The sequence below is a fragment of the Methanoculleus horonobensis genome (genome assembly GCF_001602375.1).
GTDB classification, from domain to species: domain Archaea; phylum Halobacteriota; class Methanomicrobia; order Methanomicrobiales; family Methanoculleaceae; genus Methanoculleus; species Methanoculleus horonobensis.
In genome coordinates this window covers 85,963-105,788 of the sequence record NZ_BCNY01000011.1, presented here as the reverse complement: position 1 = coordinate 105,788, position 19,826 = coordinate 85,963, and the positions used below count along the sequence as shown (strand labels likewise).

The window sequence follows — 19,826 nt, the reverse complement described above, 5'->3', positions numbered from 1 at the left end:
ATGTTGTCGTGTATGGTATAAAAGGCCAGCGGAGAGGAGGGTTTCATGCCCTCCGCGATTCGTAGAGATGCCAGATCTTGCACGCCCCTTCGTGGCTGACCATGCAGGGGCCCACAGGGGTGCGCGGGGTGCAGACCTTCCCGAAGAGCTTGCAGTCGGACGGCCGGGCGATGCCGCGCAGCACTTTGTCGCAGATACAGGCGGAATGCTTGTCCACGTGCCGGATCTCGATATCGAACTTCTTCTGCGCGTCGTAGCCCTCGAACTCCGGCTTCAGTCGGAGGCCGGAGGCCGGGATCACCGGGAATCCGCGCCACTCGACGTCGTACGGCTCGAAGACCTCGTACATCAGGCGTTTCGCCTTGACGTTCCCCTCCCGGGTGACCACGCGCGGGTAGGCGTTCTCGACCCGGTGCGCGCCTTCGCGAACCTGCCTGACCGCCATCAAGAGGGCGAGAAGGATGTCCTCGGGCTCGAACCCCGCGACGACCTGCGGGACGGGGAACCGCTCGTACTCCTCGTAGCCCATCACCGCGCAGACGTGCCCCGGGAGGAGGAACCCGTCGAGCGACGCCTCCCCCTGGCCGAGGAGCCATGCCATCGCGGGCGGGACGAGCCGGTGGCACGAGAGGATAGAGAAGTTCTCCGGCGGGCGGGAGAGGATCGTGGCGGCGACCGTCGGTGCGGTCGTCTCGAACCCGACCGATATGAAGACGACCTCCCGGTCGGGTTCCCTCCGGGCGATCTCCGCCGCCTTGTGGATGCCCTGCACCACCCGGACGTCCCCGCCGCTCGACTCGAGCGATCCCTTCGTCCCGGGAACCCGCAGCAGGTCGCCGTAGGTGGCGATGGTGCAGTCGCGCTCCACCAGGTCGAGCGCAGCGTCGATCTCGCCCTGGGGCGTGATGCAGACCGGGCATCCCGGCCCCATCACGATCTTGAGCCGCTCGGGAAGGACGCTCCTGAGCCCGGCGCGGGCTATTGCCGCCTCGTGGGTGCCGCAGATGTGCATGAGCGTGATATCCCTGTCCACGAGAGCGTGAAGCGTATCCAGGATCTCCTTACCTACCGCCATGAATTATCACACTTATATTCCACTGACAGCACATATTAGTACCGGAATGAACAGCATCATGTACGGAAGCGCGGTCGTCCTCTGCGGAATCATCGCAGCGTTCATCGTTCACGAGGTCTTCCGGTGGCTGCAAAAGCGGGCCGACCTCACGGAATCAAAACTCGACGACATCGTGCTCTATTCGCTCGACAAACCCCTGGCCATTGCCATAATCGCGGGTTCCGTCTGGATCTCCGTAACGTTCATCATCGACCCCGCGGCCCTTCTCGGGGAGTACGCATGGCTCGTTTCGGAGAAATACTTCGCCGCGGCGGCGATACTCATCGCGGCGTGGGTGATCTCTTCGTTCATCTACAACTTCATCAACCTCTACGGCAGGTGGATGGCGTCGCAGACCGAGACCGACCTCGACGACCGGATCATCCGGGTGCTCGAGGTCTCGGCACGCTACATCATCTGGTTCATCGCCATCCTCATGGTGCTCCAGATGCTCGAGGTGAACATCACGCCGCTCGTCGCCGGTGCCGGGCTCGCCGGCCTGGCGGTGGCGCTCGCTGCCCAGGACATCGTCTCCAACTTCTTCGGGGGCGCGGTCATCCTGGTGGACAAGCCGTTCGCGGTCGGCGACCGGATCAAGATCGACGAGTTCCTCGGAGACGTGATCAGCATCGGCCCCGGAGCACCAGGATCAAGACGCTGGACTACCAGATGGTCACCCTTCCGAACTCGAAGGTATCGAGCAGCGTCATCGTCAACTACGCCCTGCCGGACGTCAAGTTGAAGATCAAGATCCCGATCTCGGCTGCCTACGGCAGCGATATCAAGCGCGTGAAAGAGATCCTCATCGATATCGGGTGCGAGGCCGCGGCACGGTCGGAGTACGTCCTCTCCGACCCTGCGCCGTCCGCCTACTTCCTCGAGTTCGGAGCATCGAGCCTGGACTTCATGCTCGTCCTCTGGGCAAAAGCCTTCAACCTGACCTGGGACGTCCAGGACTACGTGAACACGCGCGTCTACGAGCGGTTTGCGGAAGAAGGGATCGAGATACCGTTCCCGCAGATGGACGTTCACCTGCGGGGCTGATCAGGTCGCCCGGTAAAATACCCCTCTTTTTTCCTGCACCGGCTCGATCTGCCCGCCGGACTCGAGAACCCTGAGGTGTTTCGCGACCTCGGCCGGTCTGATGCCGAGGAGTGCCGCGAGATCTGTGGGCGTGCAGGGCCTCCGCCGGATGGTCGCGAGGATCGTCTCTGCGACATCCTCGCTCTCCGGCGGCAGCGCTCTCTCCGTGCAGGCCGCCCCGATCACCTCCCCGCCGAGCATCGCTGCGATCCGCTCGAGCGCCCCGATGGAGGCCGGCCTCACCCGGATATCGGTGCCGGGGCGGTCGAGGGTGTTTATCTGGACGCGGTCGGGACGGATTGCCGCGACGGCTTCCTGGAGGAGCCGGAGTTCTTCCTCGGTGTCGTTGATGTCCGGGACAATGAAGATCTCGAGCCGGATCTCGCCGGAAAACTCCCGGGCGAAGTCGAGCAGCCCCTTAAGCACCCGCTCCGCGGTGATGCCGGGAGAGGGGCGGTTGATCTTTATAAAGACCTCTTCGGAGACGGCGTCGAGCGACGGCACCACGAGGTCGGCCCACATGAGGGCCGCCCGGACATCCGGGTCGGTGAAGAGCGCGCTGTTGGTCAGCACCGCGACCCGGTAGCGGGGATACCGGTCTTTGATGAAGGCGATGATCTCGCCGATGCCCGTGTGAAGCGTCGGCTCTCCCGACCCGGCGAACGTGATGTAGTCGAGGTCGGGCCCCTTCGCGAGGAAGTCGTCGAGCTCCGCGATGACCCGGCCGGTCGGGACGTATTCGCGCCGCTCGCAGGTAAGATCGGTCGTCCGCCCGCACTCGCAGTAGATGCAGTCGAAGGAGCAGGTCTTGTGCGGCACCAGGTCGATCCCGAGCGATATGCCCAGCCGCCGGGAGGGAACCGGGCCGAAGAGGTGACGGTATGCCATGATGTCCTCACTATTATCCGGCACGATCGACTATCAGGCTGCTCATCGCGGCACCCTCAGGCGTCGCCGATCTTGAGCATCTTCTTGCAGAAATGATCGACCGAGGTGAAGACCGCCGCGTTGACGCCCCGCTCGGTCGCGGGGACGTCGGCGGTGACGAACCGGAGCATATCGGAGTAGTAGTTCAACGAAGGGTATTTCCTGCGGAACTCGTCGAGGCAGAGGGACGCCTGCCCCCGCTTCCCCCGGAGGAAGGCGTAGGTGTAGTCGATGAGGCAGAGGACGTGGCCCGGCATCTTCACCTGTTCGGCTGCTTTGCGGAACCTGTTGAACTCTCCCTCCTGGGGGAGGTAAAGGGCTGTCCGGAGGCCGTAGTAGACCGGTTCGGGATCATCGGGGAACCTCTGCAGCAGGTCGCGGATGAGGCCCATGGCATCGGCGAGGTCGCCCTGCTCGAACTTGAGGTGGTAGGCTTCCCGGTAGAAGAACATCTCGTCGGGGAACCGGATGAGGCCGATCTGGAGCATCTTGACCAGGGCTACGTCGTTCTTCTCCTGTTTGCTCTGCGTGATCCCGATCTCCAGGAACCAGCGGTTGTCGGGGATCCATTCGGTCGCAAGGAAGAGCATCACCCAGAACGGCTCGGCAAGCCACCTGTCCTGCTCGAGTTCGCCCCGGACCAGCCGCTGCAGCCCCGGCCGCAACTGCCCGAGTTCCTCCATATACTGGCGCGCGGCCTTCAGGTAGTTCCACCGTTCGACGGCGGAGTAGCCGGGTTCGGCCGACCCCTCTTTATAGAGTACGTAGTAGCAGTAGGCGTACCAGCACCCGACGGCGGCGTCGTGCTTGCGGTAGGGCTGGAGGAAGACGGTCGCCGCAAGCGGCATCCCTATCTTCATCAGTTTGACGGCGGCGGCAAGGTGGACGCCTGCTTTGCGCTCCTTCTTGCGCTTCATCCCGCAGGCGATCTCGCAGGCACGGCTGAGGAACTTCACGTCCCCGGCCCGGTTGCTGACCTCGAAGACCCGGAAGACGATTGCGTCGATGAACTCGTCGTAGATCGCGTCGGTGATGGGGGCACCCGCACGGTCGAGGAGCGTGACGACGTTCCCGAAGAAGACGGGGAAGTTCTCGTCGATGGCTTTGGCATTGGAGTCTATGTAGGAGAAGATCTCGGCCTTTGCTTTTTCAAGCCGGTTCGAGACGACAACCTCCGGGACGAAGCCGTCAGCCATGATTATTCATATGTGGTGTTGATTGTATAAACCATGCGGATTGGTCTTTTTTGACGCCGGAAGGCTGCCCCGTGCCGGGCACGGACGGCGCGGCCGGACGGGGCGATCCGGTTCGATCAGGGGATGAGACGGTGGTCGACGGGAGGTTCCCTGTTCCGAACCTATTTATCGTCCCGGCCGGAACATTCTGTATGTTCGGCGTCTCCACCTACTGCCTTCATCACGAGCCGCTCTCTTGCGCGCTTGAGAAACTCGCTCCCATCACCGATTGCGTGGAGGTGATGGACGACGGGCTGCACTACCTGAAGAGCGCGGAACCGCTCGAGAGTTACTCGTACCGTTACTTCATTCACGCACCGGCCCGGGGGGTCAACATCGCAAGCCTCCTCGAGCCGATCCGGCGGGCAAGCGTCGAGGTTCTGACGCAGACCTTCGCCGTCGCCGCCGAGGCCGGGGCGGGCGTGGTCATCCACCCGGGCTACTATGCGTGGGTCGAGGAGCGGGAGCCGGCGGTGGAGCGGTTCCGCCGGTCGCTCTCGGAACTGACCCGGGCGGCCGATGACCTCTCGGTCACGTTCGTTGTCGAGAACATGGGGAACTGGGAGTACTTCTTCCTGCGCTCCTGCGACGACCTGCCGCTCATCGATGGGATCGGGTTCGCGCTCGATGTCGGCCACGCGAACCTGAACGGGTGCCTGGACTGCTTCCTCGCCCACCCGGCGGCGCACTTCCACCTGCACGACAACGACGGCACCGGAGATACGCATTCGCCGGTCGGGGACGGGACGATCGACTTTTCGGCCGTGATGAAGGCCGTGCGGAGGAGCGGCGCCACCCCCATCGTCGAGGTGGAGACCTTCGAAGGGGTGACCGCCAGCATATCCGCGCTGGAGACGATCGGCGCCGCCGACCAGGGCGAATAAGAGCGGTCCTGCCCGGTTCCTTCCCCGGTTTCGGCCGTAACCTTTTATAGGGTTGACTTCTAACATAATTGGTGCGTCACGCCTCAGTGGCTCAGCCGGTAGAGCGCGTCCTTGGTAAGGACGAGGTCGCGAGTTCGAATCTCGCCTGAGGCTTTTTGTTTTGCAGTACTGCACCTGTGCGATACTGTTAAGTGTAATCCCGGACGGTTACGCTCATAATCGATCTGATCTGTCATGGTGCCGGAGGATACCGGCCGTGTATCGAACGTGAAGCCTGATGCATAGCACTCACATTCTTGAGATGCTGCACGAACGGTGACGTACCTATGCCGGAACTCGTCTCGGAGAAGATGGGTGTTAAAGAAGGAATGAGGGCGTTCTTCCTGGATGCGCCACCGGAGGCGGTGGCGGCAATGAATCTGCCCCCGCTTGTTATAGCCGACACTCTGGAGGGCACGTTCGATTACATACACTACTTCGTAAAAAGCCGGGCGGAACTTGATGCGCACGTTGCGGAACTAAAAGCGCACCTCGCCCCTGGCGGCAGGTTATGGATATCGTGGCCGAGGGGCGGGCAGTTAGGCACAGACCTCAAGATCAAAACGGTGATCGCAATCGGCTACAGCCACGGGCTGGTCGAGAGCGTCAACCTGCGTATCGACGACGTATGGACCGGACTTAAGTTCACCCGGCCTAAGCCCGGCAAGACGTATCATAATCGTTACGGACGGCTGCTCGAATAGCCGAACACTCCGTGCCCGTAGTTATTGAGCGGTGCGTCGCATATCCCGATCCGGGATGGTCTATTGTCTGGTAAGCGTGGCGGAAGAAGGCCATGGGAGGTTCGTCTGCGCGTGAACCTTCCGGGAGCGATGCCCGGGATCCGCTGTATTCCCGATGAGTTAAAACCCCTGCCCGACAAACCGATCAGGCACCTATGGCACCCGCAACAGACGGCGATACCCTCCTCCTGCACTTCACCAGCACCCGCCCCGACGGCGAGGTCTTCGAGGATACCCGCTCGGGCGAACCGGCCCGGGTCACCCTCGGGGCGAACCAGATCAATCCCCTCTTCGAGGAGGCGCTGATCGGGAGAGAGCCGGGCGAGACGGTGACCGTGGTGCTGCCCCCGGAGAAGGCCTACGGGAAGTTCCGGAAGAAACTCGTGGTCACGATAAAGCGCACGAACCTGAGACTCGACCACGAACCGGTTGTCGGTGAGTTCGTCCGCGTCGAGGTGATGGGGAAACCCTGCCTGGTGACCGTCCTCGACGTGGACGAGAAATATATCACCGTCGACGCGAACCACCCGCTCGCCGGGGAGACGATCACCTACACGATCACCGTCGAGAAGATCCTCCCCCGGGACGGCTGAGCGGCCGCCTCGCCGGCACCCGCCGCGCCGGATCGGGTGTGATCCAATCCGGCGACATAACCGCCCTGTTTCTTCGTTCCCACCCGGGTTGGTTCCGGCTGGTATTTATGCCGCCCGGCAAGACCTCTTTTCATGACAGCCGGTTCGCCCACAAGCGCCGGATCGCCCCGGCGGCAGGCGATCATCGGGTTACTGGTTCTTCTCGCCGTCGCTCTCGCCCCCATCGCACTCTCGGGATACTTCTCGCCGGATCCCGAACCGGTGCATGTTCGGATCCTCGCGGTCAACGACTTCCACGGGCAGCTCCCCGGCGGGCAGAACCTCAACGGCGAGCCGGCCGGGAGCGCACCGGTGCTTGCGGCGTACCTCAAATCCGCGATGGCGGATGCCGGCGAGGCGGCTACGTTCATCGCGCTCCCGGGAGACGTCGTCGGGGCGTCGCCGCCCGAGTCCGGGCTGCTGCTGGACGAACCTGCCGTGCTCTTCTTCAACGGTCTCGCGGACGACTGCCAGGGGACGATCGCGACCTTCGGCAACCACGAGTTCGACCGGGGCCCGGACGAGCTGCTGCGGATGGTTCGCGGCGGGAACGGCACGACGGCTCTCACCCGCCCGGTAGACCCCTACCCGGGCGCGGCGGCGGAGTACATCTCCTCGAACGTGGTCTGGAAGACGAACGGCACCCTCCTTGCCGCTCCCTACACCATCCGCGACGCCGGCGGTGTAAAGATAGCGTTCATCGGCGCCACGACCGTCGAGACGCCCTCGATCGTGAAGGCGGCGAGCATCGAGGAGTTCCGCTTCGAAGACGAAGCCGGGTCGATCAACCGCTACGTCCCGGAGATCCAGCAGCAGGGGGTGCACGCTATCGTCGTCCTCCTCCACGAGGGCGGAGAGCAGGAGCCCTACGACGGCCCGACCCGGGAGGGGGAGAACGTCACCGGCAGGGTCGCCGGGATCGTCGCCGGCCTTGATGCGGACGTGGACGTCGTCCTCTCGGGCCACACCCATCTCTTCACCAACGCCTACCTGGAGAACGCCGGCGGCAACCCGGTGCTGGTGACGCAGGCATACGGCTACAGCAGGGCGTTTGCCGACGTCGATATCGTCATCGATCCCCTCACCGGCGAGGTCACCCATACGTCGGCACGGATCGTCCCGGCGTACAAAAACGGCACCAGCCCCGACCCGGAGGCCCAATCGCTGCTCGAGTCCTGCAAAGAGGCGGTCGGGCCGCTGGCCGCCCGGGTCATAACGACCACATCTGCAGAGATCACGCGGGTACAGACCGATGCCGGAGAATCCGCGCTCGGCAACCTCGTCGCCGACGGCCAGCGGGCGGCGATGGGCGCCGATATCGCGTTCGTCACCACCGGCTCGCTCCGGGCGGATATCGCCGGGGGGAACGTCACCTGGGGCGACCTGTATGCGGTGCAGCCGTTCTCCTCGACCGTGCTCTCGATGACCCTGACGGGAGAAGAAGTCCGGGACACGCTGGAACGGCAGTGGGAGGCGCCGCTGCCGCCCCACAACCTCGCCGTATCCGGGCTGGCGTATACCTTCGACGAGAGAGAGCCCGTGGGCCGCAGGATCGTCGAGGTCCGGGTGAACGGCACCCCGCTCGATCCGAACGAGGAGTACACGGCGGCGATGGTCGACTTCCTTGCGGCTGGCGGCGATAAGTACACCGTCTTCAGAGAAGGGACGGGTATCGTCAATGGCCCGTACGACGTCGATGCGCTGGTCGCGTATATGGAGTCCCTTCCGAAACCGGTGGAGATGGAGCCGGAAGGGAGGATCGCGAAGGTCGCGTGAAAGGGTCGCCAGCCTGCCCAATCTATAAATAACGCCTCTTCCCATGACCCCCCCGAGGTCATTCGAGATGCCCGAATTTGCACAACCGTTCTCCGGGAACCGCATGGAGCGCAAACTTGACCGGGGGGAACTCATCAGGACGATCCGGTTCTCGATCGCCGCCGAGTACGAGGCGATCCAGTTCTACAACCAGATCGCCGAATCGACCGACGAACCGCTGGTCCAGAAGGTGATGCGCGATATCGCGGACGAGGAGAAAGAGCACGCGGGAGAGTTTCTGCGGCTTCTCCGGGAGATTGAGCCCGGCGAAGAGGAGTTCTACCGGCACGGCTACGAAGAAGTCGAGGAGATGATCGAGGAGTTGAAGAAAGGCGGTAATTCGTGAGGTGTTGCCGGGGATCGCATCCGGCGCCGGAAACCCCGCCACGACGCCTCCCGTAAATGCATACACTCAAATACGACTTCGTGCGAAACTTCAGCGATGGAACCTCACACCCGGACGATCAGAGAGAGAGTGGCGCAGAAATGCGAGATGCTGGTCGACCGGGTGGAGTTTATCGATCTGAACTTCTCAAAAGAGGTTCTCACCGACAGGATACTCAGGAAGGCGATGTACAAGGAGTTCCAGGAGGCGGTCGAAGCCGCGGCCGACATCTGTGCCCTTGTCCGGCGCAGCCTGGACTCTTCGGCGCAGGACGACTATAGCAACGTCGACTATCTGGTCGATCGGGATATCGTTTCGGCAGATGGCTGGTTCATGAATACGACGGCGTCAACGACCGGATTGCATATGCCTCAATTGCACGGCTCACCAGAGCCCTGCGCGAATTTACCGGGGTGATACTCACGTGGCTCCAGAGGTGACCGGCACAGAGCTCCTTGAACACTTCCGCGAGGTGCTGCCGTCCATCAGGGGTATCCTCATCTACGGGTCGCACGTCAAAGGCTACACGCAGACGGACGCTCGGACGTCGACGTCTGCCTCATCCTGCACGAGGGCGCCGACCGCGCCCCGGTTTATGGGCGCATACTTGCGGCGGGGGAGCGCTACGATATCGTCATCTTCGACGAGATCCCCTGGTATCTCAGGGGCGCGGTGCTTGAGGCGCATACGGTGCTCTATGCCGACGATCCGGACGACCTGGACTACTGGCTGTATCGACAGCGTTCCGTCTGGCGCGACATGAAGCACCGGCAGAAGCCGGTCTCGCCCGGGGATCTGCTCCGCCGCGTCCGGTCATGACCTGCCTGCCGTCTCAACGGTTCCGGATGACGATCGAGGAGTTGAGGAAAGGCGGGAAGTGATCTTCCCGTCCGTCACCTGATCCTGCAGGACTCCTCGTAGGACTTCCTGCAGTCCGGGCAGAGCGTCCGCGCCTTCTCGAGGTCGGGATAGTTCTCTTCGGTGATCTCGTCGCAGGCCGCCCCGCAGATCTCGCACCAGAACTCCTTTGTCTCCTCTTTCTCTTCGCCTTTGATGCTACGTCTGGTCATGCTGTTCTCCCTCCGGGCGGTGCCTTCTTCTTCATCGGGCATATGCTTTCGGGTCGGCCCGCTGCACCGCCCCGGTGAGACTGCTCCCCATCTCCCAGAACCGTTCCTGCGTCCCAACATCGAGGGCGAGGGATGACGGGCGTGTCCACCGGCTCTCCTCGAAGTAACCGCCGTTCACCGCCCCGGCGTCGGGGGAGGTTGCGAGGTATGTCACCACCTCCGCCCCCCTCTCCGGCGGGGCGCCTTCGCCCCCGTTGTGGGTGTAGGCCCGGAGGAGTTTCGTGTTGATCACTCCCGGATGGAGGCAGTTCGCCGTCACTCCCGTCCCCTCGAGCGTCCGGGCGAGCCTGGCGGTGAAGGCGATGACACCTACCTTCGATATGGCGTAGGCATCGTAGGCGTCGTAACTCGGAAAACCCGGGAGGTTTCTCCAGTCGATCGACCCTGCACTCCGGTGAGCTATCGATGCGACGTTGACGATCCGTGCCGGGGCGCTTCCTTTAAGGAGCGGGAGGAGTTCGTGGGTGAGGAGGAACTGTGCGAGAAAGTTCACGGCGAACGTCGTCTCGATCCCGCCGGGAGCGACCTCCCGCTCCGGCATGAAGACCCCGGCGTTGTTGATGAGGACGTCGAGCCGGTCGTACGCCCCGGCGATATCCTCCGCGAGACCCCTGACCTGCTCCTGCACCGAGAGGTCGGCGATGAAGAGAGCGTGCAGGTCGGAGCCGGTAGCCCCCTCCAGTTCGGCGAGAACCGTCCTCCCCTTCTCGGGGTTCCTGCCGTGGAGCAGCACGCGGTGGCCCTGCCGGGAAAGCGCGTGTGCGGTCGCCTTTCCAATACCGTCCGTCGAGCCCGTGACGAGGATGATCTGCTCCGTCATATGCGTCCCGGTGTATGCCCTCTCTATTTGAACGTGGCGGTGCTCGCGTCCGGTGCGCTCCACGGCACATACGCTGTGACAACGCACCGATGGATGGCCTGTTTCCCGGGCGATGGTGCGGGAAGAACCAAAAACGTGATATACTGCACCACAAACCTGTACTGCATGGTGCGATACTCGGTCACGATGGACGACGACCTCGTGAAAGCGATCGACAGGATGCGCGAATACCGGGATATATCCCGGTCGGAATGGCTCAACGAACTCTGCACGAAGTATCTCAACGGTGCGTCCGCAAAAGGCGTGCAGACCGCGGTTCCCGCGGGGGTGCAGCCCGTAAACGACCGGGAGCCGAACATGACCGACTACGAGGCCGCCTGCGCCAACTTCAGGATCGACGTCCCCGAACAGTTCAACTTCGGCTACGATGTGATCGACCGGTGGGCCGAGACCGACCGGAACAAGCTCGCCATGATCTGGGTCGACCAGGACGGAAACGAGAGGAAGTACACCTTCCGCGACCTCAGATACCTCTCCAACGGTGCAGCGAACATCCTCTTAAAATACGGGATCAAGAAGGGCGACCGGGTCATGCTGATGCTCCCGCGTGTCCCCGAATGGTGGATCTTTGTTGTCGCGCTGATCAAACTCGGTGCGGTCTTCTGCCCCTGCCCGACGATGTTGACCCCGAAAGATATCAAATACCGCGTGCAGGCCGGGAAGTTCCGGATGATCATCACGAACTCGGAGAACGCCGAGAAGGTCGACGAGGTCGCCGACGCCTGCTCGCTGCTCGACACCCTCTTCCTCGTGGATGGGGAGCGGGAGGGCTGGGCGAGTTACCCACACGAGCTCGAGTATCCCGCACCGGTATCGCACCACAAGGTCAGCATGCCGGTCGCGAAGAGGACGAGATCGACCGACCCGATGATGATCTACTTCACCTCGGGCACCACCGGCGAGGCCAAGATGGTGCTGCACGACAACTCTTACCCGCTCGGGCACATCATCACCGCCTCGCTCTGGCAGGACGTCACGGAGAACGACCTGCACCTGACGTTCTCCGATACCGGGTGGGCGAAGTGTGCCTGGGGCAAGATATTCGGCCAGTGGATCGCCGGAGCCTGCATCTTCGTCTACGATATCCGGGGGAAGTTCGGCGCGACCGAGCTCCTCCCGCTGATCGAGAAGTACGAGGTGACCACGTTCTGCGCACCGCCGACGGTCTACCGGATGCTGATCCTCGCCGACCTCGACAAGTTCGACTTCCGCGACCTGCGGCACTGCTGCAGCGCCGGGGAACCGCTCAACCCCGAGGTGATCCGCGTCTGGGAGGACGGTACGGGAGAGGCCATCTACGAGGGATACGGCCAGACGGAGACCGTCTGCTGCATCGCGACGTTCCCCTGCATGAAGCATAAGCCCGGCTCGATGGGGAAACCCGCGCCGGGCTGGCATATCGAGCTCCACGACGACGACGGCAGCCCGGTCGGCCCCGGTGACGAAGGGCGGATCGCGGTCAAACTCGATCCCCGGCCGGTCGGGCTCTTCGTGGAGTACCTGGACAACCCCGAGGCGAACCGCGAGTCGTTCCAGAACGGCTACTACTACACCGGCGACAAGGCACGTATGGACGAGGACGGCTACTTCTGGTTCATCGGAAGGAGCGACGACGTCATCAAGTCGTCCGGCTACCGGATCGGGCCGTTCGAGGTCGAGAGCGCCCTCATGGAGCACCCGGCGGTGCAGGAATCGGCGGTCGTCGGGTCGCCCGACCTCATCCGCGGGATGGTCGTCAAGGCCTTCATCGTCTTAAAGTCCGGATATCATCCCTCCGAGTCGCTGGTCAAGGAACTCCAGGCCCATGTCCGGAACACCACCGCCCCGTACAAGTACCCGCGGGCGATCGAGTTCGTCCAGGAACTCCCGAAGACGATATCCGGTAAGATCCAGAGGAACGTCCTGCGGGACCAGGAACTGCAGAAGAGCAACAACGGGAACTGAGCGGGGTTCCCTGTTTTCTTTTTTGGACGACTTCGCCGGGGCGCAATTCGCTATCTGGCGGTGCTTGAATCTCGTTTGGCTACATGTCCGTGTACGGATTTCGTGGGGGTATCGCCGTGAGGGGGGTGGGGACAGGGGAGGGGGGAATACTCCCCCCTCCCCGTCAGCCCCTCCCCCAAACGCGATAGCCCCACTGTCCACTGCATGGGCATGTGCGACTAAACAGAATTCGCACACCGATGGTGCGAGTTGCGGTGGGCCGGAGTTTGAGCACCGAATGTGAGTCTCCAATGCTATCTGATGAGAGGGTTCCCCGCACCGCCCTCACGCCGGCCGGAGTTCCACGAGTTTCAGTGTCCGGCCCCGCTCGCAGACGTCGGGAGCGTTGCCGAGAACCTCGCCGACGACGTACTTCTCCCCCTCGATGATGCCGTCCGGACGGCAGAGGCGGTAACTCCGGCACTCGATTCTCGGGCAGGAGAACTCGTAGCTGACCTTCGAGTTCGCTATCGCCATATCGGCACCGATCAGGGCGACGAGCGGCGCCTCCATGACGTCGATCGCGATCACCGCCTCGTGGTGAACCGGGCAGTCGTGCCGGGTGTTCGTGCGGACTGCTGCGACGCGGTATCTCCTGCCCGGCTGCAGGTTGTGGCAGGCTTTGCGGACCTTGCAGCTCTCGCACTCCGTGCATAAGGTGCCTTCGTAGATGAAATCAAGCCCCGGCTTTGCGAGCGCGGCACCGATCAGCGTCACTTTAGTCTTCCCTTTCACCATCTCTCCTCACTCCCGGTAGAGCATCTTCACCAGATCCCGCGCCGACTCCTCGGTCAACCCCATATCCAGTATGGTGAACCGTTCCGGCCGGATAGTCCTCGCGGCGAGCAGCGCCGCAACAGCCGTCTCGTCGTCGACCCCGATCCCGGCGGGGGTCGTCGGCGCACCGATCTTCTTTAAGGAGTCGCGGATCCCTTCCCAGTTCCCGCCGTGGAGGTACATCGTGATGATTGCTCCGATCCCGCACTTCTCCCCGTGGAGCCCCTTTCCCGGCGCAAGCTGCTCCAGCGCGTGGGAGAACTTGTGCTCGCCGCCGCTCCCGGGACGGGACGACCCCGCGATGCTCATCGCGACACCTGAAGAAACCAGCGCTTTCGTCACGAGCCAGGCGCTCTCCTCGGAGTGGGGTTTGATGAGGTCGGCGTTCTTAAAGAGGATCTCGGCGGTCATCCGGGAGAGCGTCAGCGCGTACTCCGAGAGTTGTTCTCCCCGGAGACGGTGGGAGAGTTCCCAGTCGAGGATTGCGGTGTAGTTCGCGATGATGTCCGCACACCCGGACGCCAGCAGCCGGTGGGGCGCCGACGCGATGACGGCGGTGTCGGCGACGACGGCGATGGGGGGTTCGGCCGCGAGCGAGACGTTCCCCTCGGCGGTCGGGACAGAGGCACGCGACGAGGCGATCCCGTCGTGCGATGCGGCGGTGGGGACGCTGATGAAGTGGCGGTCGGTGTTGTAGGAGGCGATCTTCGCCGTGTCGATGACCCGGCCCCCGCCGACGCCGATGACGAACCCTGCCTCTGCCGCCGCCTTCTCGGCCTTCCTGATCGTCTCGAGAGGATCGCCTTCGCCCACGGCGAACGTCGCGACGTCGTAGGAGCCGGCGAGGAGCGCCTCGACCCGCTTCCCGGCGATATCCCTTGTTTGGCCACCCGATACGATGAGCACAGAGTCGCCGAGGGCAAGGTCTTCGCAGACAGCCGGGATCTGCTCGATGACATCGTGGCCGATGACGACGTCACGGGGGAGCTGCATCCATTTTGACTTGTCGAAGACCTTGGTTCTGAGTAGGTTTATGCGGTCTGCGCTCATTTAGATCAACAATGATTAGGGAGTTCCTCTACAAATACTACATAGATCCCATCCGTTACGGCGAGGCGTATACGCTCGTCGATACGTTGACCTATGCCCTGATCCTCATCGCAGCGGTCTATCTCGTCTATCGGGGCCTCCGGCGGTATGGAATTGCCGTCGACGAAGAGCTGGTGCTTGCAACCCTGCCGTTCGTCGTCCTCGGAGGGCTTCTCCGGGTCGTCGAGGATACCGGGATGATCGTCTCCGACCTCCGTTTTCTCCTGATCACGCCCCTGATCTTCTTTACGATCTTCGCGATCGCAGGTGTCGCTCTCTTTGCCGGGAAACTTGCGGAGAACGCCGGCCTCGTCCCCCGCTACAGCCGTTTCTATGGGGGGGCGGGAGTCGTTACCTGTCTTCTCGCCACAGCGGCGCTCGTCTGGTTCGGCCTAACTGAAGCGACGATCGCGCTCGACGTGCTCGCCGCCATCCTGGCGCTTGCCTCCGTTACCTCGCTCGCCCTCTGGGCATTCTTCGTCTACGTGCTGAAGTGGGACTACGCCTCGAACATCCTCTATAAACTCCTCATCTTCGGCCACATGCTGGACGCGAGCGCCACGAGTTACGGGATCGACATCCACCCCGTCCACTACGTCGAGCAGCATGTCGTGGGTGCGGCCCTGATCGATGCGACCGGAACCGCCTTCTCGATGTTCCTCCTGAAACTCGCGGTGCTCGTCCCCGCCGTCTACGTCCTCGAGATGTACCGGCGCGAAGGAAGCCCCGGCCTCTGGCACCTCATCCTGCTCGCCATGATCGTCGTCGGCATGGCGCCGGGGATCCGCGACCTGGTACGGATGGTGCTCTATGTCTGAGGTGTCGCTGGCCCGGTCCACGATCTTCGCGGCCGTCTTCTTCGCCGCCTCGATCGCCATCGGCGTCTTTGCCGTCTCCCGCGACCCGGAGATCGGTGCACAGGCCGCAACCCTCTTTAACGAGCAGGTGGTGGGCCAGCTCCTCTCCGACTCCCCCGCCGTCCTTGCCGGGAAACTCTTCCTGAACAACCTGACTGCCTGTCTCCTCCTCTTCCTCGGGGGAGCCTCCCTCGGCGTGGTCACGATGCTGATCCTCTCGGTCAACGGCCTTCTGATCGGTGCGTTGACGGAACTCGTCCGGCAGCAGCAGGGGATGCTCTTTATTGCGGCGGCACTCGCCCCGCACGGCATCTTCGAGATCCCTGCCTTCCTCATCGCAGGGGGCCTCGGCCTCCTCCTCGGGAGAGAACTCATCGGCGAATGGCACGGAACCAGCGATGCAGCCGCAGAAGCCCGGCATCTCGGCCGGCTCTTTCTCCGGTTGGTCGTCCCGCTCCTCGCGATTGCCGCGGTCGTAGAGGCATTTATTACGCCGGCAATCCTAAGTATGATCGCTTAACGAGGCAGATCAACAGTTTTTGAGGTACGAGTCGGATGGAAGAAGATACAGGAGCACTTCCCCGGAAAGAGGATTTTTCCGAGTGGTACAATGAGATACTCTGGCGAGCCGAGATCATGGACGTCCGCTACCCGGTCAAGGGGCTGTACGTCTGGTATCCTCACGGGTTCGGCATCCGGAAGCGTGCATACGGGATACTCCGGAACCTGATGGACCGCGACCACGCTGAGACGATGTTTCCGCTCCTCATCCCGAAGACCGAGTTCATGAAGGAGGCCGAGCACATCAAAGGCTTCGAGGACGAGGTCTACTGGGTCACTCACGGCGGCAGGAACGAGCTCGACGTACCGCTCGCTCTCCGGCCGACGAGCGAGACCGCCATCTACCCGATGTACTCCCTCTGGATCCGGTCGCACACGGATCTGCCCCTGAAACTCTACCAGATCGTCAACACATTCCGCTACGAGACGAAGCATACCCGCCCGCTCATCCGTCTCCGGGAGATCACGTCGTTTAAGGAGGCGCATACCGTCCACGCGACGTGGGAGGAGGCGGCGGCCCAGGTCGAGGTCGCGCTCGGCCTCTACCGGGAGTTCTACGACAGTCTCCGTGTCCCGGTGATCCTCTCGCGCCGCCCGGCCTGGGACAAGTTCCCCGGCGCCGACTACACCATCGCGGTCGACACCGTCATGCCCGACGGCAAGACGCTCCAGATCGGGACGGTACACATGCTCGGCGACCACTTCTCCCGCACCTACGCCATCACCTACGAGGACGCGAACGGCGAGCAGCAGTACGCATACCAGACCTGCTACGGCATCTCCGAGCGGTCGATTGCGGCTGTCGTCAGTGTCCACGGCGACGATAAGGGACTCGTGCTGCCGCCCGAGGTCGCCCCGATCGAGGTCGTCATCGTGCCGATCATCGTCGGGAAACGGCGCGACGAGGTGCTCGCGGCGGCGGGTGCTCTTGAAGCGGAACTCCGCGATGCCGGATTCGCCGTGAAACTCGATGCGCGGGATATGCGTCCGGGCGCGAAGTACTACCACTGGGAGATGCGCGGCGTCCCGCTCCGGATCGAGGTCGGGCCGCGGGACATCGACGCGAACACGGTCGTCGCCGTCACTCGCACGGGCAAAAAGACCACGCTCGACCGCCGGGGCGTCGCCGAAGGGATCAACTCCGTCCTCAGAGCGTTCGGGGAGGATCTCTCGCAGGCGGCGCGAGAGATGATGGCCGCACGGATAACCGCTGCCGCGACGATCGAGGAGACCGCCGAGGCGGTGAAGGGCGGAGTTGCGGTCGTTCACTGGTGCGGGTCGCAGGAATGCGCAGAAAAGATCGAGGCGGCGGTGGATGCGAGCATCATCGGCTCCGAGATCCGCTCGGACCTGATCGCCGTCTCGGACGGCCCGTGCATCGCCTGTGGAGGCGAAGGCACGTCCGCCCTGGTTGCCCGGACCTACTGATCAGCAGGACGGGCAGGTATACGTTTTTACGTGTTCGGGGGCCGCGAGGTCTCCCGAGATCACGGCTTTTCCGCCAAGGAAGAATATTCTCCCGCACTTTTCACATCTCTTCGGGAGCAGCCGTTCCCAGCGGCTCATCGGAACTTCCAGAGTGAACTGCATCTTCTCCGCGTCGGCGGGATTGCACTGGGTGAGCTCCTCGTACCTGGAGAGGATCTGCATGACCTGGAGGGGGTTTGCTCCCTCACTGCAGAATCGCTTGAAGACATAAAATTGGAAGATCATCCACCCGAGGTCGGAGCGCTCTATGGTCTCCTCATATTCGCTGCACGTTCCGTCGTCTTCATCGAGGGAATACCCGCAGAGGGGGCAGCGCCCACCCACGAGTTCGTCCAGGTAGACCTCTTCATGGCAGCTGGGGCAGGTGGTGTGGGGGGTATGCATTCTGGAAGTCATGTTTATACTGGCCTCATACCTCTTACTCTTCCAGAGACACCGGGCGCGGGGCTTCGTGCCTTCCGGAAGCATTCCACGCGAGATGCGCGATCTCTACGATTTTCGTGAGGTTTACTACGTATTGCGCTCGGGGTGCTCTTATACGTGTCGAATGAGGTGCGCGGATCCGCTCGCTCACGGTGCCGGAACCTGACGGGATCCCCGTCTCCTGCAAAGACGAATGACAACAAATCAACCGTGTTATCTCGATCCGGGTCACAGACGTAGAATATTTATAGGTTGTCATGGCACTCTGCGCGCATGGCATCCCCTGCGGCATCAGAAGTCTACGTCATCGATGCATCCGATCGCTCCCATGCCGTCGAGGCGCTCTGGCGGGAGATCGGTCTTCCCTCCCTCGATGGAAAGACCGTTGCGGTCAAGGCGAACTTCAACAGCGACGACCCGTTCCCCGCGACGACCCATCCCGATATGCTGGAAGCGATCCTTTCGCGGGTCCGCGGCGACGGTGCCCGGTCGATCGTGCTCGGGGAACGGAGCGGGATGGGAGAGACCGCTCAGGTGCTGAAGCACCGGGGCGCCACCGATCTCGCAGCCCGGGCGGGTGCGGAGGTGACGGTGCTTGATTCGCTTTCATTGGAGGGGTGGGAGGCGATCCCGCCGGACGATCTTCACTGGGAGCGCGGGTTCCTGGTCGCCCGGCTCTTCCGGGGTTCCGATGCGGTGGTTCAGACCTGCTGCCTGAAGACGCACCGGTTCGGCGGCCACGTCTCTCTCTCCCTGAAGAACGCGGTCGGAGCGGTGGCGGCGAAGAATCCGGGGGACGGCTACGACTACATGGCGGAGTTGCACTCGTCGCCGCACCAGAGGAGGATGGTCGCCGAGATCAACCGGTTCTTCCCCTGCGACGTCGCCGTCATGGACGCGACGGAGGGGTTCTCGACCGGGGGACCGGAGCGGGGCAACCGCATCGTTCCGAACGTCATCCTCGCGAGCACCGACCGGGTCGCCCTCGACGCCGCCGGTATCGCGCTTCTCCGGCACTACGGTTCGACGCCGGAGGTGATGCGGGGCCGGATATTTGCAATGGATACCATTGCCCGGGCCGCGGAACTCGGGGTCGGCGTCAAATCGGCACAGGATCTCCGGCTCGTCGCGCTCGACTCCGAGAGCAAAAACCTCGTCCTCGATATGCGCCGGATCTTGGACGAGACCGCCTGAGGTTCAGTTGAAGAGGTGTTCGAACAGGATCCGCAGCCCGATCGCGACGAGGATCACCCCGCCGACGATGCCGGCCTTCCGCCCCATGATATGGCCGAACGCGCTCCCGAGGAGGACGCCGGCGGCGGAGAAGGCGAAGGTGACGATCCCGATCGTGATTGCGGGCAGAGCGATAGGGGTATCGAGAACGGCAAACGAGACGCCGACGGCAAGGGCGTCGATGCTCGTCGCGACGGCGAGCAGGAGGAGGACGGCCGCGCCGTTCTCGAACCGGATGCTCTCGCCGTCCCCACGCACCGCCTCGGCGATCATCTTCCCGCCGATCAGGACGAGCAGCAGGAAGGCGATCCAGGGGCCGTACGTCCCGACGAGCGAGGCGAGCCCCACTCCCCCGAGCCACCCGAGCACCGGCATTCCCGCCTGAAACCCGCCGAAGAGCACTCCGGCAATGACGGCCCACCGGAGCCGCCCCTCCCGCAGGGTGGCGCCTCCGCTGATCGAGACCGCGAACGCATCCATCGCAAGCCCGATGGCGATGAGGAGGATCGTCGCAAACTCCATTGCTTCCGGAAAGGTTCGGCACGGTG

The 19,826-nt window shown here is 63.1% G+C and carries 24 protein-coding genes and 1 tRNA gene; 15 read left to right on the top strand and 10 right to left on the bottom strand.

All coding sequences use genetic code 11. The features are described from left to right. Positions 1 to 43 precede the first annotated feature (43 nt). Positions 44 to 1,075 carry a hydrogenase formation protein HypD gene (gene hypD / locus MCUHO_RS02625; protein ID WP_067073040.1) on the bottom strand — a complete coding sequence of 344 codons (1,032 nt, stop codon included), beginning with the start codon at positions 1,073 to 1,075 and terminating at the stop codon, positions 44 to 46. 46 nt (positions 1,076 to 1,121) lie between these two features. Here hypD and MCUHO_RS13040 point away from each other — a divergent pair, with 46 nt between their 5' ends. Both MCUHO_RS13040 and MCUHO_RS13035 read left to right on the top strand, forming a co-directional pair. Continuing rightward, the gene (locus MCUHO_RS13040; protein ID WP_268872784.1) at positions 1,122 to 1,856 is read left to right on the top strand and encodes a mechanosensitive ion channel domain-containing protein; all 735 of its coding nucleotides are present in this window, start codon (positions 1,122 to 1,124) and stop codon (positions 1,854 to 1,856) included. After that, complete coding sequence (locus tag MCUHO_RS13035) at positions 1,784 to 2,158, top strand: mechanosensitive ion channel family protein (protein WP_268872783.1); 375 nt, start codon at positions 1,784 to 1,786, stop codon at positions 2,156 to 2,158. Before MCUHO_RS13040 ends, MCUHO_RS13035 begins: the two co-directional genes overlap by 73 nt. Here MCUHO_RS13035 and MCUHO_RS02615 read toward each other — a convergent pair whose 3' ends face one another. Both MCUHO_RS02615 and MCUHO_RS02610 read right to left on the bottom strand, forming a co-directional pair. Continuing rightward, entirely contained in the window at positions 2,159 to 3,085 is a 927-nt protein-coding gene (locus MCUHO_RS02615; RefSeq protein ID WP_067073038.1) for a radical SAM protein, read from the bottom strand. A 56-nt stretch (positions 3,086 to 3,141) separates the two neighbouring features. Next, entirely contained in the window at positions 3,142 to 4,320 is a 1,179-nt protein-coding gene (locus tag MCUHO_RS02610; protein ID WP_067073036.1) for a hypothetical protein, read from the bottom strand. A gap of 191 nt (positions 4,321 to 4,511) precedes the next feature. On the opposite strand from MCUHO_RS02610, the gene MCUHO_RS02605 reads away from it, so the two are divergent. From MCUHO_RS02605 to MCUHO_RS02575, 7 genes are all read left to right on the top strand, one after another. After that, entirely contained in the window at positions 4,512 to 5,243 is a 732-nt protein-coding gene (locus tag MCUHO_RS02605; protein WP_067073034.1) for a sugar phosphate isomerase/epimerase family protein, read from the top strand. An 80-nt stretch (positions 5,244 to 5,323) separates the two neighbouring features. Further along, a tRNA-Thr gene (locus MCUHO_RS02600) sits at positions 5,324 to 5,396 on the top strand. 173 nt (positions 5,397 to 5,569) lie between these two features. Next, positions 5,570 to 5,986: a class I SAM-dependent methyltransferase gene (locus tag MCUHO_RS02595; protein WP_067073032.1), complete on the top strand. Its 417-nt coding sequence runs from the start codon at positions 5,570 to 5,572 to the stop codon at positions 5,984 to 5,986. Between the two features lie 194 nt (positions 5,987 to 6,180). After that, positions 6,181 to 6,618 (top strand): FKBP-type peptidyl-prolyl cis-trans isomerase, encoded by a 438-nt coding sequence (locus tag MCUHO_RS02590; RefSeq protein WP_067073030.1) that lies wholly within the window; start codon positions 6,181 to 6,183, stop codon positions 6,616 to 6,618. A 132-nt stretch (positions 6,619 to 6,750) separates the two neighbouring features. After that, positions 6,751 to 8,433 carry a bifunctional metallophosphatase/5'-nucleotidase gene (locus tag MCUHO_RS02585; RefSeq protein WP_067073028.1) on the top strand — a complete coding sequence of 561 codons (1,683 nt, stop codon included), beginning with the start codon at positions 6,751 to 6,753 and terminating at the stop codon, positions 8,431 to 8,433. Positions 8,434 to 8,500: 67 nt separating this feature from the next. Then, complete coding sequence (locus tag MCUHO_RS02580) at positions 8,501 to 8,818, top strand: ferritin family protein (RefSeq protein WP_067073026.1); 318 nt, start codon at positions 8,501 to 8,503, stop codon at positions 8,816 to 8,818. 129 nt (positions 8,819 to 8,947) lie between these two features. Next, positions 8,948 to 9,274: a HepT-like ribonuclease domain-containing protein gene (locus MCUHO_RS02575; RefSeq protein WP_161485871.1), complete on the top strand. Its 327-nt coding sequence runs from the start codon at positions 8,948 to 8,950 to the stop codon at positions 9,272 to 9,274. A gap of 105 nt (positions 9,275 to 9,379) precedes the next feature. Here MCUHO_RS02575 and MCUHO_RS12735 read toward each other — a convergent pair whose 3' ends face one another. Continuing rightward, the gene (locus MCUHO_RS12735; RefSeq protein ID WP_161485870.1) at positions 9,380 to 9,544 is read right to left on the bottom strand and encodes a hypothetical protein; all 165 of its coding nucleotides are present in this window, start codon (positions 9,542 to 9,544) and stop codon (positions 9,380 to 9,382) included. Between MCUHO_RS12735 and MCUHO_RS12730 the strand changes: the two genes are divergently transcribed. Further along, positions 9,530 to 9,676 carry a hypothetical protein gene (locus MCUHO_RS12730; protein ID WP_161485869.1) on the top strand — a complete coding sequence of 49 codons (147 nt, stop codon included), beginning with the start codon at positions 9,530 to 9,532 and terminating at the stop codon, positions 9,674 to 9,676. The two genes, MCUHO_RS12735 and MCUHO_RS12730, sit on opposite strands and share 15 nt — an antisense overlap. A gap of 74 nt (positions 9,677 to 9,750) precedes the next feature. On the opposite strand, the gene MCUHO_RS12810 is transcribed toward MCUHO_RS12730, so the two are convergent. Then, the gene (locus MCUHO_RS12810; protein ID WP_162839706.1) at positions 9,751 to 9,927 is read right to left on the bottom strand and encodes a hypothetical protein; all 177 of its coding nucleotides are present in this window, start codon (positions 9,925 to 9,927) and stop codon (positions 9,751 to 9,753) included. Between the two features lie 31 nt (positions 9,928 to 9,958). Continuing rightward, on the bottom strand, positions 9,959 to 10,807 hold the full coding sequence (locus MCUHO_RS02565; RefSeq protein ID WP_067073020.1) for an SDR family NAD(P)-dependent oxidoreductase: 849 nt from the start codon (positions 10,805 to 10,807) through the stop codon (positions 9,959 to 9,961). A gap of 165 nt (positions 10,808 to 10,972) precedes the next feature. On the opposite strand from MCUHO_RS02565, the gene MCUHO_RS02560 reads away from it, so the two are divergent. Further along, positions 10,973 to 12,811, top strand: coding sequence for an AMP-binding protein (locus tag MCUHO_RS02560; protein ID WP_235808136.1), 1,839 nt, complete (start codon positions 10,973 to 10,975; stop codon positions 12,809 to 12,811). Between the two features lie 324 nt (positions 12,812 to 13,135). Here MCUHO_RS02560 and MCUHO_RS02555 read toward each other — a convergent pair whose 3' ends face one another. Then, the gene (locus tag MCUHO_RS02555; protein ID WP_067073018.1) at positions 13,136 to 13,588 is read right to left on the bottom strand and encodes a UPF0179 family protein; all 453 of its coding nucleotides are present in this window, start codon (positions 13,586 to 13,588) and stop codon (positions 13,136 to 13,138) included. Between the two features lie 6 nt (positions 13,589 to 13,594). After that, positions 13,595 to 14,677 carry an NAD(P)-dependent glycerol-1-phosphate dehydrogenase gene (locus tag MCUHO_RS02550; protein WP_067073016.1) on the bottom strand — a complete coding sequence of 361 codons (1,083 nt, stop codon included), beginning with the start codon at positions 14,675 to 14,677 and terminating at the stop codon, positions 13,595 to 13,597. An 11-nt stretch (positions 14,678 to 14,688) separates the two neighbouring features. Here MCUHO_RS02550 and MCUHO_RS02545 point away from each other — a divergent pair, with 11 nt between their 5' ends. Genes MCUHO_RS02545 through proS form a run of 3 tightly spaced genes read left to right on the top strand, consistent with a single transcriptional unit; the run spans position 14,689 to position 17,562 of the window. Further along, entirely contained in the window at positions 14,689 to 15,534 is an 846-nt protein-coding gene (locus MCUHO_RS02545) for a DUF63 family protein (RefSeq protein WP_067073014.1), read from the top strand. Continuing rightward, the gene (locus MCUHO_RS02540; protein ID WP_067073012.1) at positions 15,527 to 16,093 is read left to right on the top strand and encodes a stage II sporulation protein M; all 567 of its coding nucleotides are present in this window, start codon (positions 15,527 to 15,529) and stop codon (positions 16,091 to 16,093) included. The genes MCUHO_RS02545 and MCUHO_RS02540 overlap by 8 nt, the downstream gene beginning before the upstream one ends. A 35-nt stretch (positions 16,094 to 16,128) precedes the next feature. Continuing rightward, on the top strand, positions 16,129 to 17,562 hold the full coding sequence (gene proS / locus MCUHO_RS02535) for a proline--tRNA ligase (protein ID WP_067073010.1): 1,434 nt from the start codon (positions 16,129 to 16,131) through the stop codon (positions 17,560 to 17,562). On the opposite strand, the gene MCUHO_RS02530 is transcribed toward proS, so the two are convergent. Then, complete coding sequence (locus MCUHO_RS02530) at positions 17,563 to 18,090, bottom strand: hypothetical protein (protein WP_328585620.1); 528 nt, start codon at positions 18,088 to 18,090, stop codon at positions 17,563 to 17,565. 228 nt (positions 18,091 to 18,318) lie between these two features. Here MCUHO_RS02530 and MCUHO_RS02525 point away from each other — a divergent pair, with 228 nt between their 5' ends. Then, positions 18,319 to 19,239 carry a DUF362 domain-containing protein gene (locus tag MCUHO_RS02525; RefSeq protein WP_067073008.1) on the top strand — a complete coding sequence of 307 codons (921 nt, stop codon included), beginning with the start codon at positions 18,319 to 18,321 and terminating at the stop codon, positions 19,237 to 19,239. A 3-nt stretch (positions 19,240 to 19,242) separates the two neighbouring features. Here MCUHO_RS02525 and MCUHO_RS02520 read toward each other — a convergent pair whose 3' ends face one another. Then, a complete protein-coding gene (locus tag MCUHO_RS02520) occupies positions 19,243 to 19,800 on the bottom strand; it encodes a manganese efflux pump MntP (protein ID WP_067073006.1) in 558 nt (185 codons plus the stop codon). Positions 19,801 to 19,826 lie beyond the last annotated feature (26 nt).